The organism is Ideonella sp. (genome assembly GCF_041914305.1).
Classification (GTDB): domain Bacteria; phylum Pseudomonadota; class Gammaproteobacteria; order Burkholderiales; family Burkholderiaceae_C; genus Ideonella.
Genome location: NZ_JAYSDQ010000001.1, coordinates 336,180 through 351,614 on the forward strand (window position 1 = coordinate 336,180; position 15,435 = coordinate 351,614).

Here is a 15,435-nt window from a genome sequence, read left to right on the forward strand (position 1 = left end):
TACAGTGTTGGCGCAATGGCCGCTGGATCGGCCCAAGAAGCCCACCCATGATCGACGTCTCCCCGCACACCTCGACCTACGACCCCGCCAGCCTGCCGCCCGCCGGCCTGGGCGCCGACGTGGGCCCTGACTGGGACGAGCGCCTTGGCGCGGTCGAAGCCCTGGGCGGCCAGCTGAGCCAGGCTTTCGAGCAACTGGTCGAGGCTGTCGTCGGCCTGCAGGAGCAGGCCCAGCAACAGGCCGCGCCGGTGCCCCAGCTGGCCGGTGGTGCCGAAGCCGCGCTGGCCGCGATCGGCGCGCTGAACAGCCGCCTGGTCGACCTGGAGCAGCAGTTCGCGCTGGAGCGCAGCTGCCGCGACCTCGAGCGCGTCTCGCGCATGCACCCGAAAGAGCGCTCGGTCGTCTTCGTGGCCACCACCTACCTGGGCTGCAACGTCAAGTACGCCTGGCTGGCTTTCCGCGAGCGGGCCAAGGCCGAGGGCATCACCGCCTGGCTGCTGCCGCAAAACGCCGAGCAGGAGCGCATGGCCAAGAGCCTGGGCGAGCCGTGTTTCCCGACCCGCCATGCCGACTGGTCGGCCGAGCACCTGCGCGCTGCCTTGTCGGCCGCGGTGGTCGTCACCTGTGATCACTTCCTGAACCCGAACCCCTACGCCCCGGCCCTGCTGGCCGGCGCGCGCCATGTGCAGCTGTGGCACGGCATCTCGATCAAGGAGATCGGCCTGCGCAACCTGACGCCGATGCGCAACATGACACCGCGCTTCGCCAAGGTGCTGGCCACCACCGGCCCGTACACCCGGCTGGTCGGCACCGCCGCGTCGGCCGAGAACGAATGGCGGCGCTGGTTCAGCTTCGAGCGTTATGCGCCGATCGGCTACCCGCGCAACGACGTGCTGCTGCGCGAGCCGACCGAGGCCGACCTGCTGAACGTGGACACCGAGATGCTGGACGCGGCCCGCACCGCGCGCGCCGCCGGCAAGCGGGTGGTGCTGTATGCGCCGACCTTTCGCGACGTGAAGCGCGGCACCTGGGTCGTCGACGCCGGGCTGGAGCGCCTGGCCAAGCAGCTCGACGAGCGCGGCGACCTGCTGATCGTCAACTTGCACCCGGTCGAGCAGCCGATGATCCCGCAGCTGAAAGAGGCGGTGCCGACGGCACGCTTCGTCGCCCCGCGCACCGACATCTACCCGCTGCTGCCGCACACCACCGAGCTGGTCACCGACTATTCGTCGGTGATGTTCGACTACCTGCTGCTGGACCGGCCGATCATCCTGTTCCGCCCCGACCACGCCGAGTACATCGCGCGTTCGCGCACGCTGTACGACGACAAGCTCGACGTCAAGCCCGGCCCGCTGGTGGCCAGCGTCAACGAGCTGCTGCTGGCGCTGCGCAACCGGGCCGCCGAGTCGGGCGCCCACGCCCGGCACCGCCAGGCGCTGCGCGACCGCCTGCACGACCACCACGACGGCCAGTCCGGCGAGCGCCTGTCGGCGCTGCTGCTGGAAGAGCTGGGCCTGGCGCTCGACGCCGAGTGAGCCACCCCGCCGGACATCAGGAGACCGACCGATGAAGCTTCGCAACGACCTGGCCGCACTGCTGCCCCGGCTGCGCGACGACGACCTCTACAAGTTCTGCGTCTTCTACGAGAAGTACGCACCGCACCTGGCCGACATCGCCAGCGGCGTGTACGACCGGCTGAGCGCGGCCGACCAGTCGCGCTTCGTGCTGTGGTTCTTGAAGCGCTGGGCCAAGATCGACCTGGTCAACCCGATCGAGCGCCACCTGTACGACACGACGATCGAGCGCCTGCGCACCGAGCCGCGGCCGGTGGAAGAGCTCAATGGCGTGCCCTACCGCCTGCGCGACATGACATCGCAGGGCTACGACTTCAAGATGCTGGGCTACGACTGGTGGCTGGGCGCGCACGACATCCGCTACGGCCAGTACGAGCAGGGCGATATCCAGCTCGCGCCTGGCGACGTGATCATCGATGCCGGCGCCTTCATCGGCGACACCGGCGTGTACTTTCATCACAAGCTCGGCGGCCGCTGCCAGGTCCACAGCTTCGAGCTGCTGGACGAGAACCTGGCGCTGCTGGTGCATAACTTCGAGCGCAACGGCGTGCGCGACGGCCAGGTCGTCATCAACAAGCTGGCGCTGGCCGACCGCACCGGCGACGAGATCGTGATCGCCGACGGTGCTACCCAGGGCTCGACCTCGATCTTCGGCAAGGCGGGCCAGGGCACCAAGGTGCAGACGATCACGCTCGACGACTACGTGATGGGGCTCGGCCTGGAGAAGGTCGACTTCATCAAGATGGACATCGAAGGCGCCGAGCTGCAGGCCCTGGCCGGCGCGCGCCAGACCATCCAGCATTTCAAGCCCAAGCTCGCGATCTGCCTGTACCACAAGTGGAACGACGCGTTCACGATCCCGCAGGCCATCCACGCCACCGGCGTCGACTACAGCTTCACCTTCAAGTGGGTGCAGCTGAAAGACGGCTGGGAGGCGATCTTGCTGGCGATCCCGACCGAGCGGGCCACCCACCCGGTGCGCCCACCGGCGGCGCCCGACACCTCGGCCACCGACCCGATGGCCGATGCGCTGGGCACCTTCTGCCGCGCCTATGCCAGGAAGTTCGGCCAGGTCGAAGCCCTGCGTCGCGACAAGCGCGAGGCCGAGCGGGCCGTGGTCGGCGAGCCGCAGGCGGCCTGAACTTGAGCCGGTGGAGCGGGGTGATGAGGCCGTTTCTCCAGCCATCGCGCTGGCGTGCGCTGCGTAGAGTGAACACCATGGCGCCCACCCTGTCGGCGCCGACCTGACACGGGAGCGCCACGATGAGCCTGATCGCCAATCCCTACGCCCACGGCGCCGCTGCGGCGGCCACCGGCCTGCCCGAGCTCGCACCGGCAGACCGTGGCACGACCATCGCGCTGACCTACGGCACCTACGACCTGTTCCACATCGGCCACGTGCGGCTGTTCGAGCGCATCAAGCAGCGCTACGACCGGCTGATCGTTGCGGTGTCGACCGACGAGTTCAACGCGATCAAGGGCAAGAAGGCGGTCGTGCCGTATGCCGACCGCGTCGCGATGGTGCGCGCCTGCCGCTATGTCGACGAAGTGATCCCCGAGAACGACTGGGCCCAGAAGGAAGTCGACGTGATGGTCCACGGCGTGGACGTGGTCGTCATGGGCAGCGACTGGACCGGCCGCTTCGACGAGCTGAAGATGCTGTGCGACGTGGTCTACCTGCCGCGCACCGAGGGCGTCTCGAGCACCGAGCTGAAGGCCGACGTCGTCGCTGCGGTGCGTGAAAGGGCGTGACGCCATGAGCTTGTTCGAGCGCGCCGCCGAGTCGACTGTGTCGACCGCTGGCGCCTCTGCTGCCGAATCGACGACGCCACCGCAGCGCCGCGTCGCGGTGCTGCAGCCCTATCTGTTTCCGTACCTGGGCACGTTTCAGCTGGCCCGCCAGGTCGACCGTTTCATCTGCTTCGACGATGTGGCCTTCATCAAGAAGGGCTACATCCACCGCAATGCCGTGCTGCTGAACGGCGAATCACACGCCTTCACCGCGCCGGTCAAGAACGCCAGCCAGAACCGCACGATCGCCGAGCACGACTATGTCGGCGAATGGCAGCCGCTGCTCGCGCTGCTGCAGCGGGCCTACGCGAAGGCGCCGCATTTCGAGCCTGTCTTCGAGTTCGTGCAGCGCGTGCTGCTCGAGCCGGACGAAAACGTGGCGCGCAAGAACGCCCGCAGCATGGCCGCGGTGTTCGACTACCTCGGCTTGCCGTTCGACCACGGCTTCTCGTCGGCGCATGCGCTGCTGCCCGAGCTGCGCGCGTCGGCGCGTGTGCGCGCGGTGTGCCGCGCCGAAGGCGCATCGACCTACATCAACCCGACCGGTGGCCGCGCGCTCTACGACGCGGCCGACTTCGAGCGCGATGGCATGGCGCTGCGCTTTTGCGCGATGCGCCCGGTGCAGTACCCGCAGCCGTCGCCGGCCTTCGTGCCGTACCTGTCGATGCTGGATGTGCTGATGCACTGCACGCCAGAGAAGGTCGTCGAGTTGCTCGACGCCTGCGATCTCGAACCCTGACCTGATCGGTCAGATCGAAAGCAACTCCATCCGGGTGATCAGGTCTCGCCCTTCGGCGTCCTCGCTGAGGTGGCGCACGATGTCCGCTGGCAGCGCCAGTCCGGCGGTCCGGGTGCGGAACACGCTGTAGGCGTCATCGTCGTGCTGCGAGGTGCTGGCGGCGATGAAGTCGAGCACCTGCTGCGACATCGGCAAGCCCACCGCAGCAAACAGTGACGACAGCTGAGCAGCAGGGTCAGCGCGCAACTTGTCGTACGAGACGAAGAGCACCTTGTCCGGGTGGGCCGCCTTCACCGCCAGCGCCAGCGCGAGCGATTCTTTCCACTTCGCGTAGCCGTTGTACTCGCAGGGATCGGTGTTCTTCGACGGCGCGTGCAGGTATTCGGCGTGGATGTCCTGGCCGGCGCGAAACTCTTTTGGCGCCTGGTACCAGCTGTTGATCACGTCCAGCGCCGGGCGGTGGATGTAGATCAGCTTGTGCAGGCCGGGCAGGGCGGCGAGCGCCGGCATCAGGTGGTGGTAGCGCACCTCTTTCCACACCAGGTGCGTCAACCGCTGCGCCTTGGGCGGACGCAGCGGTTGCAGCACGAAGTCGGACGTGGCGCCGAGCAACGCATTGCCGAAGGCATCCAGGGATTCGGCGCTCACGCCGTGAACGCCGAACCAGTTCTTGAATTCGTACGAGAACAGCGGCTGGTAGCGATAGGCCACTGCCTCGCTGGCATTGAACAGCTGGCCCAGCCAGCTGGTGCCGCTGCGAGGGCAACCAAAGATCGCGACCTGGTTCATTCGATCACTCTAGTGCAGCACCTGCGGCCCCGCTCCCGCCGGGCAGGAAAGAGGCCTGACAGAACGGCCAGGCGGGGCGCCTCATCCAACCAGTATCACGCAGCCGCCTTGTGCTGCACCGTCGCCGCGAAGCAGACCGTGTCGGCGATGCGGTGGACTTCTTCGTCGGTCAGCGCCGGGTAGATCGGCAGGCACAGCACCTCGCGCGAGATGCCCTGGGCCACCGGCATCAGGCCGGGTTGCGCCGACGGCAGGTGGCGGTACATCGGGAACTCGCTGATCAGCGGGTAGAAGTAGCGCCGGCCGTGGATGCCTTGCTCTTTCATCAGGTGGTAAAGCTCGTCGCGGGTGACCGAGAAGTCTGGGCCCACCAGCACCGGGAAGTACGAGTGGTTGCTGGTGTTGCCGGGCATCGGCTGCTCGAGCAGGCGCAGGCCAGGCACACCGGCCAGGCGCGTGCGGTACATCGCGTCGATCTCGGCGCGGCGCGCCATCGCGCGCTCGATGTGCTGCAGCTGCAGCAGGCCGAACGCGGCGTTGACTTCGCTCATCTTGCCGTTGATGCCGGGCGCGACCACGGTCACTTCGTCAACGAAGCCGAAGTTCTTCAGCTGGTCGATGCGTTGCTTGGTCTTCGCGTCGGGCGAGATGATCGCGCCGCCTTCGAAGGTGTTGAAAACCTTGGTCGCGTGGAAGCTCAGGATCGACAGGTCGCCCGCCTTCAGGATGCTCTGGCCGTTGCGCTTCACGCCAAAGGCGTGGGCCGCGTCGTAGATCACCTTCAGGTTGTAGTTGTCGGCGATCGTCTGGATCGCGTCGATGTCGCACGGCGTGCCGTAGCAGTGCACCGGCACGATCGCGGTCGTCTTCGGCGTGATCGCGGCCTCGATCTTCTTCGGATCGAGGTTCAGCGTCACCGGGTCGATGTCGGCAAAGACCGGCGTCAGGCCGTTCCACAACAGCGAGTGCGCGGTGGCGACGAACGAGTACGGTGTCGTGATGACCTCACCGGTGATGCGCAGGGCCTGCAGCGCGGTCACCAGCGCCAGCGTGCCGTTGGCAAACAGCGAGATGTGCTCGACGCCGAGGTGATCACACAGCTCTTTTTCCAGCCGCTGGTGCATCGGCCCGCGGTTGGTCAGCGTCTTGCTTTCCCAGATCTGCTCGAGGTAGGGGATGAATTCCTCCAGCGGAGGCAGATACGGTTGGGTAACGAAAATCGGGTTCATATCAGGCCGCCACCAGGGTTGAGGATTGAGAGGGAGTCGAGTCGTCGAGAAGCGATGTCTTGAGCCGGGCGTCGAGCGACGAGGCCTTGATCTTGGCCATCAGGTCGTCGACCGCCTGTTGCTGGCCCAGCCGCTCGTGCATGCGCAGCATCGCGACCCAGGTCTTCACTCGCCGCCGCTCTTTCTCGCGCTCGGGCAGCGGGCTCCAGGTGCTGAATTCGTTCTCGCGGCGCACTGCGCCGAGCATCGTGTTGAAGTAGATGCAGCGACCCATCGTGCCGAGGTACGAGGTCAGGAACTGGTCGCCGAACGCGGCCAGCGCCCGCTCGGGCGGCAACGCCGAGAAGGTCTTGCGGAACACCAGCGTCGGCAACCACAGCAGGAACTGCAGGCCCATCAACTGGCGTGGAGAGATGAAGAAGTCGGGCCCGGCACGGCGCCACGGTTTGACCACCAGCGTGCTTTCGACGAAGTGGTAGTAGTTGTGGGCCGAGCACGAGACGTCGGGGTGCTCGATCAGGTAGCCGACCTGGCGCCGAAGCTTGGCCGGGTCGACCCAGAAATCGTCGCCTTCGCAGGTGGCCACGAAGTCGCCGCAGGCCTTGGCCAGCAGGAGCTCGAAGGGGCGAACGCCTTGTGACTTCTGGTTCACGGTCTGCAGCACCGGCTTGATCAGCTTCGGGTAGCGCTGCTGCCACTGGCGGATGACGTCCTGGGTCCGGTCGGTCGACGCGTCGTCGTGGATCAGGATCTCGAACGGAAACGGGCAGTCCTGGCTCAGGAAGCCCCGGATCGTGCTGTCGATGTAGCGCTCGTGGTTGTAGGTGGTGCAGACGATGCTGACGACGGGTTTCGCGTCAGCGCCCCAACGGCGCAGCAGGGCGTCTTCGGTCTGCACGGCGGGGATGTGGAGCAACTGCTTCTGTTCGTCGCTCAGCCCGTCGCGAACCCACTGGTTGGCTTGTTCATATCGGCCCAGCCGATGCAGGCACAACGATGCCAGGCCGTAGATCCGGCGCGGCGTGCCGGCTTGCAGGCCCGTCTTCACACGGGTGAGCCCGCGCAGGGCCAGCTCCCACTGTTCATGTTGCATCGCAACATTGACGGCCTGCGGCAGCTCTTGCAGTGGTGCACGGTCGATCAGGAAATCGGCGCGCACGATGTCCAGCAGCGACGAGGCGGGCGCCTGAAGTTCAAAGCTGTCGACCAGCCATTGGGCGATCTGCTGCTCGTGGTCTGGCGCGGCGTCTTGCGGTGGGTCGACCACTTGGCTGAAGGCCTCCAGCACGGCGCCGGTGCATTCGTCGTCGCCCAACGCGGGGTATTGGCTGGAAACAAGCTTCAAGGCGAAGGCGGCGCCGCCGATGCAAAGCGCGCCGACCAGCGTGGTGGCCCGCGTGATCCGCTCGGGGTCGGTGTCTGCCAATGTCGCCGCCAAGCCCGCATCGTCACCCGCGGCAAAGTGCCGTTGAAGGTGCTTGAGCAGACCCGGCAGGTCGGCATCGATGGCGGGAAGGGCGCAGGCATGCATGTGGAAGAACTTTAGGCACCCCCACCATCTGCGTTCGCCGGATAAGGCAGGCTGTTTCGGGCCAGATTCGGCCCCGCTCGCCACCGCCCTGGCTTATCTTCCGGGGGCGGCTTTGGAAGCCGGGCCGGGGCATGGACATTCATCCAGTGCTGGGCCACGATGAACAGGCGCCAGGGCGCGGACCTGCCCGGGAGGTGAACGTGAACTTCAGTTTCCTGATGTGCTCGGAGCGCAGCGGCAGCAACCTGATCACCCGGATGCTGGACGCCCACTCGGCCATCTGCGGCCCGGCGACCAAGCACCTGATCAACCCGGTGGCGCGCAACGCCTTTCGCTACGAGCCTTTGGAGCGGCCCGCCCACTGGCAGGCCTTGCTCGAAGACATTCACGCGCTGCTGAACGCCGAGTTTTCGCACTGGCGCACGAGCTTTTCGCTGGCCGACCTGGCCGGCCTGGCCGCCCCGGGGGATCTGCCGACGCTGATCCGTCGCATCTTCGCCACCGAGGCCGAGGCCCATGGCAAGTCGGTGGTGTTCGTCAAGGAAAACCAGGTCTACGAGTTCATCGCCTTCTTGCTGCTGCACTTTCCGCAGGCGACCTACGTCTACCAGGTGCGCGACCCGCGCGACATGGCCTTGTCATGGAAGAACAATCCCGGCCACCCGGGTGGCGTGTGCCGCGCCGCGCGGCAATGGCAGGCCGACCAGCAGAACTGCCTCAAGCTCTACAGCGATCTGCACCGGCTGGGCCGGGCGCGGCTGGTCTACTACGAGCAGCTGATCTCGGCGCCCGAGAAGGTGCTGACCGAGGTGCTCGGCATGATGGGCCTGGCCTACGAGCCGGCCATGCTGGCGTACCACGAGTCGGACCTGACGCGCGCCAACGCCGGCCAGCAGCACGCCTGGTCCAACCTGGACAAGGCGGTGATGACCGACAACAGCCAGAAGTACCGCAGCGAGCTGACCCCGGACGAGATCCGCGCGATCGAATGCATCTGCGCGAACGAGATGCAGCACCTGGGCTATCAGTGCGAGTTCGACCAAGCCGAACTCGACCGGTTCGCCAAAGACGCGCTGGCCCGGTTCGAAGAAGCCGACAACCGGGCCAAGGTGCATGCGCAACCGGCCAGCGTGAAGGCCAACGTCGAGGCGAAGAAGCGCTTCTACCAGCGCCTGCCGATCAGGCCTTAGCCGGCGCGGCCCTCAGCGCTCCAGCACCTCGCGCAGCATGCGCTGCACGCCGGCTTGCCAGTCGGGCAGCGTCAAACCGAAGTCGCGCTGGAACTTGGCCGTGTCCAGCCGCGAGTTCAGCGGCCGCGCCGCCGGCGTCGGGTAGGCGCTGGTCGGGATCGGCAGCACCTGGTCGGCCGGCACCTTGATCGCGTGGCCGCGGGCGCGGGCCCACTCGATGACGTAACGGGCGTAGCCGTGCCAACTGGTCTCGCCACCGGTAACCAGGTGATAGAGCCCCCCCAGCGCCGGGTTGATGGCCATCGCGCGCAGGCCATGGGCGGTGGCGTCGGCCAGCAGCTCGGCACCGGTGGGCGCGCCGATCTGGTCGTCGATCACCTTCAGCTGCTCGCGCTCGCCGGCCAGCCGCAGCATCGTCTTGGCGAAGTTGCCGCCGCGGGCCGCGTAGACCCAGCTGGTACGCAGGATCAGGTGGCGGCAGCCGCTGGCCTGAACGAGCTGTTCGCCTTCGAGCTTGGTGCGGCCGTAGACCGACAGCGGGGCGGTGGGTGAGTCTTCGGCCCGCGGCGCGTGGCCCGAGCCGTCGAACACGTAGTCGGTGCTGTAGTGGACCATCGTGGCGCCCAGCGCCGCCGCCTCGCGCGCGAGCACACCGGGCGCGGTGGCGTTCAGCGCGCGGGCGAAGTCGGGTTCGCTTTCGGCCTTGTCGACCGCCGTGTGCGCGGCGGCATTGACGATGATCGCGGGGCGCACGGCCTGCACGGTGGCGGCCAGGGCCTCGGGGCGCGAGAAGTCGCCATGCAGCTCTTGGCTGTCATGGTCGAGCGCGATCACCTCGCCCAGCAGCGCCAGCGCGCGTTGCAGTTCCCAGCCGACCTGGCCGTCTTTGCCCAGCAGCAGAATCTTCACGTGTAGCCTTCCCTCGTTCTGGCGAAACCAGCGATGGTATGCGGTGTCGGGCCGGGCTTCGGTGGGCGGATCACAACGCGGCGCCGGGCGCCCAGACCTTGAAATCCGGCTGCTGGGATTGCTCTACCAGCGCGTCGATCAGTTGCAGCAGGTCGTCGCATGCGCTCAGCGGGTCCGATTCGAAGAGTTGTTTCGCGTAGGCCTCACGCAGCTCGCGCTTCTTGTCGTCGAACAGCGCACGCTTGAGTTTGGCGCCCAGCGTTTCCGTCGTGTAGTTGATGCGGAAATCGCCTTCGGGCACCAGGCCGTAGTCGGGCTCGTAGCTCTGGTGGTCGCCCGGGGCCAGGTCCAGCGTCAGCACAGGTTTGCCGGTCAGCAGGAAGTCGAACATGATCGACGAATAGTCGGTCACCAGCGCCGAGAAGCGGTTCATCCAGGGGTAGATGTCGGTGCCCGGGTCGACAAGGTGCAGGCCCTCGACGTCCTGGTCCTTCTGGTTCCAGTGGCCGAAGTAGGTCGGGTGGGCCTTGAAGAAGACGTTGGCCTTGTGTTCGCGGGCGAATTTGACCGCATGTGCCAGGAAGTTGGAGCCGGTCAGCTCGGTCCACTTGCCACGCTGCCAGGTCGGCACCACCAGGATCGCGGGGCGGCCGGAGTCCAACGCCTTGCGGCCACGCTCCGACAGCTCTGCACCGACCATTTCCAGCTCGGTCGCTGGCCGCAGCAGCACCTCGTTGCGCGGCATGCCGGCACGCACCAGCTGGCGGCAGCCGAACACTTCGCGCCAATAGCCGTCGAAATGGGAGGCGGTGGACAGCACATAGTCGGCCCGGATGCTCGACAGCCAGTAAGGCCGCACATCGGCGGCCCTGGCGCCAAGGTAGGCCAGCAACTGCAGTGTCAGCTTCTTGACCGAGATGCCGTGCCACAGCTGCAACTGCTTGGCGCCGGCCAGGCAGTTCACCATCGGCTGCGACATACCCAGGCTTTCCCAGGGGTTCAGTGTGAACACCGCCACGGCGGCATGCAGCAGGATGTCCAGCGTCAGATCGATGTCCTGGCCCAGCAGCAGGCAGGGCAGGTTCTGCGCATGCAGCGAGGCCGCCAGATCCGCGTTGACGGTGCACCAGACGACGTCATAGCCGCGGGCCTGTGATATCGCCCGCAGGAACAGGTACTTGCTGTTGTCGGCAAAGCTGGTCCGGCCGAAGAACAGCACCAGCGGCCGCTTCTTCAGCTTCAGCGAAAGCTGGGCGAATTCGTTCGCCATCTGCAGGTCGTCCAGCCTACCCTGCAGTGGGCGGGGGGCGTCTTGTTGTTCGTTCTGGGCCGGTGCGTTCAAACGGCGTCCTCCTGTGGTTCGTCTTCGGTGTGTCAGCCGCCTCCGGCCAGCAGGTGGTCCGGCGGCAGGCCGGCCTGTTCACGGTCGAACATGCGCTGCAGCAGTGCTTCATAGTCGCGCGCGTACTGGTCGCTGTCAAACAGCGGCAGGCTCATGCGCTGGCTGTCCAGGTGTTGCTTCAGGCCCTGCAGCGTGGCCGGCTCCTGGGCCAGCGCGACCGCCAGGTGCACGTAGCTGTCTTCGTCGGCGGCCGCCAGGTCGGGCAGGCCGCAGGCGGTGACCAGGCTGGCCGCAACGCGAGACGCGAATGTCGCGCCCGGCACCGTCAGCACCGGCACGCCGGCCCACAAGGCCTCGCTGGCGGTGGTGTGGGCATTGCAGGGCCAGGTGTCGAGAAACATGTCGGCCACGCGCAGGCGGGCGATGTGCTTGGCCAACGAGAGCTTGGGCGCCCAGAACACACGCTCCTTGCCGATGCCGCGCGCCGCCAGCTCACGCTCGAGGTTGGCCTGGGCATGCGGGTTCCAGGCCAGCATCCACAGCACCGCGTTCGACGCGCCGTGCAGGATGCGGGCCCACAGGTCCAGCATGTGGGGCGAGATCTTGTAGGTCTGGTTGAAGCAGCAATAGACCACCGCGTCGTCGGGCAGGCCGGCCTGGGCGCGCGTGGGCGCCGGCGGCAGCGCGCGGTGGCGGTCGTTCGGCTGGTAGCTGTTCGGCAACTGCGCCAGGCGCTCGCTGTACTGGCCGGCCTGGGCCAGCGGCAGCACGACCGGGTCGCCGATCATGTAGTCGATGAAGTCGGCGCCGGTGGTGGCCGGGTAGCCGAGAAAGGCCGCCTGCACGCGCGCCGGCTTGTAGGCCAGCAGCTCGAAGCGGCTGCCGCGGGTGTGGCCCTTCAGGTCGATCGCGATGTCGATGTCGTCGGCGCGCATGCGGCGTGCGACCTCGGCATTCGAGCAGTGGGTGACGTCGACGAAATGGTCGCAGGCGGCGCGCACGCGCTTGCCGATCTCGCTGCCATCGTCGGGGCTGTGCGAATACAGCGTGACCTCGAAACGCTCGGTGTTGCGCCGCTCCAGCAGCTCGGCCATCAGCACCGAGGTGGCGTGCTGGTGAAAGTCGCACGACAGGTAGCCCACGCGGATGCGGCCGGGCCGGCGCGGGCCGGCCGGTGGCATCGGCTTCAGGCCGGGGGTCAGGCCACGCAGGCGCAGCGCGCCGATGCGGCGCTGCTGCTCGGGTGTGGCGTCCACCGCCAGCAGGGCGAAGGGCGAGAGTTTCTGGCCGGTCTGGTCGTCGCCCTGGTCGAGCGCCTTCAACAGTTGGGCGGTGTCTTCTTCGACCTGGCTCCAGTCGCAGGTCTGCCGGCTTTCGTGCACCAGCAGCGACAGCGCCAGCGCGCGCACGGCGCCCGCATCGAGCGACACGGCGGTGCGGAAGCACTCGGTCGACTCGCGCGTCATGCCCAGGTCCTTGAAGCACAGGCCCAGCCGGTAGTGCACCAGCGGGGCGTCGATCTTGAGGGCCAGCGCCTGGAAGAAGATGCCGACCGCGTCTTGCAGCCGTTGGGCCTGGAACAGCGCGTTGCCGTAGGCGTTGAACCAGTCGTGGTCGCGCGGGGCGTCGGCAGGGAACTGGTCGAACACCGCGGCAGCTTCCTGCGCGCGGTTCTGCTGCAGCAGGCATTCACCGACCAGGCGGCAGGCTACCGGGCTGGCCGGGTCGAGCTGCAGCGTTTCGCGGCCCTCGGCGATCGCGCTGTCGAGCGCGCCGCATTGCATGTGCGCGCGGGCCAGGTTCAGGCGCAGCAACGCGTCGCGGGGCGACAGCGCGGCGCCGCGCTCGAACTCGGCGATCGCCGCCGGCCAGCGCTTGGCCTGCATGGCCTTCAGACCGGCCTGGCGGTGCGCTTCGGCGCGCTGGCGTGAATTCTTCATCCTGCCCACTTTAGAGAGGCGGGCGCGGCGGCAGGCAACGAAAAGACGGGGTGCGGCGGCCTTATTCGGGCTTGCCGGCCAGGCGCCGGCATTCGGCGGCGTCCTCCGCGCGGCCCAGGCTGTCGTAGAGCAGCGCCAGGTTGTGGGCCGCCAGGTGGCTGCCGCGGCCGGCCACCGCGCCCTCCAGGTCGGGCCGCTCGCCGATCGCCAGGCAGCGCTGCCAGGCGCTTTCGATCATCGGCAGCAACGCCTCGGCCCGGGCCGGCTCGTCGGCCGCCCAGTCCAGCAGCACGTCGCCCAGCGCGAAGAAGAAATCGGGCGACTCGCTCCACTGCGCCAGCCCGGCCTCGGCCCGCACCAGCGCGTCGGCATGCCGGCCGGTGCATTTCAGGGCATGCAGGCGGCGCACCGTCAGGTCGTGCAGCCAGCCCGGCGCCGGGCCGCCGCTGGGCAGCAGGGCTTCGGCGCGCTCGAAGCAGTCCAGCGCCTGGGGGTAGCGCGCGTACACGTCGTGGTCCTTGCCGAGCTGGTACCAGGCATACGGGTCGGCCGGGTGCTCGGCCACCTCGCGCTCCAGCAGCTGGCGGTTGCGGCCGGCCTTGGCCGCCAACGCGTCTTTCAGATAGCCGTCGTGGCCCAGCGCGATATCGAGCCGCCGCACCGGCCACTGGTGCTGGGGCTGCTCGTGCACCCGGCCGGCGTAGCGCACCGGGCCGGGCAGAATGCGGCTGATCCAGCTGCTGGCCTGCTGCGAGGCGGCGCCGCTGTCGTCCAGGCTGTCGACGCGCACCGCGCCGACGAAGGCCGGCGCAGTGTGGCGCAGCGCCGCCAACGCCGCGGCCCCCTCGGCCAGCCATTCGTCCGCGTCGAGCACCACGTGCCAGTCGGCGCCCGCGGCATCGAGCGCGGCGTTGCGCGCCGCGGAGAAATCGTCGACCCATTGAAAGTGCGCCACCCGTGCACCGGCCGCCTGCGCGCGCGCCGCGGTGTCGTCGGTCGAGCCGGTGTCCAGCACCAGCGCTTCGTCGACATGCGGCAGCACGCTGGACAGCGCACGCGCGATGCGCGCCGCCTCGTTGCGCACGATCATCACCACCGCCACGCGCCAGGCGTGTGGCGGCGCGGTGGCCATGGGTGAAGGCGACGGAGTGCTCATCGGGCCGACTTTAAGCCTGTGCCACGCCGCGCACCTGCCGATAAGAAAGGACTGGGCAGCCGCCATGGGCTGCCGCCGGCGCCCCGCAGTTCTTGCGCACCCCCCGGCCCAGTCGATCGATCGAAAAGCGCTCAAAAAAACTCTCAAGTCTTTCGATCAACCCTCCGAAAAGCAATTCACGGCCCCAACCACTTTCAAACGGGGGCGCAACCAGAGACCCGAGAGGGTCAGTTTTCGGAACCCCCGTGAAGGAGTAACTCACATGTCTTCTGTCATCAACACAAACGTCGGCTCGTTGACGGCTCAACGCAACCTGTCGGCTTCGCAAGCTTCGCTGTCCCAGTCGATGCAACGTCTGTCGTCGGGCCTGCGCATCAACTCGGCCAAGGACGACGCCGCCGGCCTGGCGATCGCCGAACGCATGAACGCCCAGGTGCGTGGTATGAACGTGGCGATCCGCAACGCCAACGACGGCATCTCGCTGGCGCAGACCGCTGAAGGCGCCTTGAGCAAGGTCGGCGACGCGCTGCAGCGCATGCGTGAACTGGCGGTGCAATCGCGCAACGCCACCAACTCGAGCTCGGACAAGGATTCGCTGAACAAGGAATTCGGCCAGCTGCAGTCGGAAATCACCCGCGTGCTGGGTGGCACCAGCTTCAACGGCAAGAAGATGCTGGGCTCGGACGCGACGACGATGACGTTCCAGATCGGCGCCAACACGACCGCCGACGACATCGTGGACATCACGTCCGAGGACATGACCGCCAACAGCGACATCACCGCGGTGACGGGCTCGACGGCGGTGATCGATTCGTCTGCCACCTCGGGTGACATCGCCACCGTGATCGACAACATCGACACCGCGATCGACACGATCAACGACCAGCGCGCCACCTTCGGTGCCGCCCAGGGCCGCTTCGACGCGATCATCTCGAACCTGCAGCAGTCGGTGGAATCGCAGAGCGCCGCTCGAAGCCGGATCATGGACGCGGACTTCGCGCAGGAAACGGCGAACATGAGTCGAGCGCAGATCCTGCAGCAGGCGGGCAGCGCGATGGTGGCCCAGGCCAACCAGCAGCCCCAGCAGGTCCTGAGCCTGCTGCGCTAAGGCCCCAGGCCCTGAGCCTGCCGCGCCGGAGACCCCGGCGCCGCGACCGAAGCCCTCCTGAAAACGGGGGGCTTCGGCGCAAGGGCCCAAAAAACTCTCAAGGTTTCCCAAGACGTTTCCGATACCCAAATCACAGG

Annotated in this window: 13 protein-coding genes; 6 read left to right on the top strand and 7 right to left on the bottom strand. The window is 67.5% G+C overall.

From position 1 onward, the window contains the following. The first annotated feature begins 47 nt into the window (after positions 1 to 47). The 4 genes from ACE3SG_RS01400 (at position 48) to ACE3SG_RS01415 (ending at position 4,104) form a co-directional block, all read left to right on the top strand. The gene (locus ACE3SG_RS01400; protein WP_374562131.1) at positions 48 to 1,535 is read left to right on the top strand and encodes a CDP-glycerol glycerophosphotransferase family protein; all 1,488 of its coding nucleotides are present in this window, start codon (positions 48 to 50) and stop codon (positions 1,533 to 1,535) included. Between the two features lie 31 nt (positions 1,536 to 1,566). Beyond that, on the top strand, positions 1,567 to 2,715 hold the full coding sequence (locus ACE3SG_RS01405; protein WP_374562132.1) for an FkbM family methyltransferase: 1,149 nt from the start codon (positions 1,567 to 1,569) through the stop codon (positions 2,713 to 2,715). A 122-nt stretch (positions 2,716 to 2,837) separates the two neighbouring features. Continuing rightward, positions 2,838 to 3,326, top strand: coding sequence for an adenylyltransferase/cytidyltransferase family protein (locus tag ACE3SG_RS01410; RefSeq protein WP_374562133.1), 489 nt, complete (start codon positions 2,838 to 2,840; stop codon positions 3,324 to 3,326). Between the two features lie 4 nt (positions 3,327 to 3,330). Then, positions 3,331 to 4,104 carry a WbqC family protein gene (locus tag ACE3SG_RS01415; RefSeq protein ID WP_374562135.1) on the top strand — a complete coding sequence of 258 codons (774 nt, stop codon included), beginning with the start codon at positions 3,331 to 3,333 and terminating at the stop codon, positions 4,102 to 4,104. A 9-nt stretch (positions 4,105 to 4,113) separates the two neighbouring features. Here ACE3SG_RS01415 and ACE3SG_RS01420 read toward each other — a convergent pair whose 3' ends face one another. The 3 genes from ACE3SG_RS01420 to ACE3SG_RS01430 all read right to left on the bottom strand — a co-directional run bounded on the left by ACE3SG_RS01420 (position 4,114) and on the right by ACE3SG_RS01430 (position 7,653). Further along, positions 4,114 to 4,893, bottom strand: coding sequence for a sulfotransferase domain-containing protein (locus ACE3SG_RS01420; protein ID WP_374562138.1), 780 nt, complete (start codon positions 4,891 to 4,893; stop codon positions 4,114 to 4,116). Positions 4,894 to 4,988: 95 nt separating this feature from the next. After that, positions 4,989 to 6,122 (bottom strand): dTDP-4-amino-4,6-dideoxy-D-glucose aminotransferase VioA, encoded by a 1,134-nt coding sequence (gene vioA, locus ACE3SG_RS01425; protein ID WP_374562139.1) that lies wholly within the window; start codon positions 6,120 to 6,122, stop codon positions 4,989 to 4,991. Position 6,123: 1 nt separating this feature from the next. Then, on the bottom strand, positions 6,124 to 7,653 hold the full coding sequence (locus tag ACE3SG_RS01430) for a glycosyltransferase family 2 protein (protein ID WP_374562140.1): 1,530 nt from the start codon (positions 7,651 to 7,653) through the stop codon (positions 6,124 to 6,126). 200 nt (positions 7,654 to 7,853) lie between these two features. On the opposite strand from ACE3SG_RS01430, the gene ACE3SG_RS01435 reads away from it, so the two are divergent. After that, the gene (locus tag ACE3SG_RS01435; protein ID WP_374562141.1) at positions 7,854 to 8,843 is read left to right on the top strand and encodes a sulfotransferase; all 990 of its coding nucleotides are present in this window, start codon (positions 7,854 to 7,856) and stop codon (positions 8,841 to 8,843) included. A gap of 12 nt (positions 8,844 to 8,855) precedes the next feature. Here ACE3SG_RS01435 and rfbD read toward each other — a convergent pair whose 3' ends face one another. From rfbD to ACE3SG_RS01455, 4 genes are all read right to left on the bottom strand, one after another. Next, on the bottom strand, positions 8,856 to 9,752 hold the full coding sequence (rfbD, locus tag ACE3SG_RS01440; RefSeq protein WP_374562142.1) for a dTDP-4-dehydrorhamnose reductase: 897 nt from the start codon (positions 9,750 to 9,752) through the stop codon (positions 8,856 to 8,858). Between the two features lie 70 nt (positions 9,753 to 9,822). Beyond that, on the bottom strand, positions 9,823 to 11,094 hold the full coding sequence (locus ACE3SG_RS01445; protein ID WP_374562143.1) for a CDP-glycerol glycerophosphotransferase family protein: 1,272 nt from the start codon (positions 11,092 to 11,094) through the stop codon (positions 9,823 to 9,825). A gap of 32 nt (positions 11,095 to 11,126) precedes the next feature. Continuing rightward, the gene (locus ACE3SG_RS01450; protein WP_374562144.1) at positions 11,127 to 13,034 is read right to left on the bottom strand and encodes a tetratricopeptide repeat protein; all 1,908 of its coding nucleotides are present in this window, start codon (positions 13,032 to 13,034) and stop codon (positions 11,127 to 11,129) included. 61 nt (positions 13,035 to 13,095) lie between these two features. After that, positions 13,096 to 14,166, bottom strand: a complete 1,071-nt coding sequence (locus ACE3SG_RS01455; protein WP_374562145.1) for a glycosyltransferase — start codon at positions 14,164 to 14,166, stop codon at positions 13,096 to 13,098. 286 nt (positions 14,167 to 14,452) lie between these two features. Here ACE3SG_RS01455 and ACE3SG_RS01460 point away from each other — a divergent pair, with 286 nt between their 5' ends. Beyond that, positions 14,453 to 15,298 (top strand): flagellin, encoded by an 846-nt coding sequence (locus ACE3SG_RS01460; RefSeq protein WP_374562146.1) that lies wholly within the window; start codon positions 14,453 to 14,455, stop codon positions 15,296 to 15,298. The last annotated feature ends 137 nt before the right edge of the window (positions 15,299 to 15,435 follow it).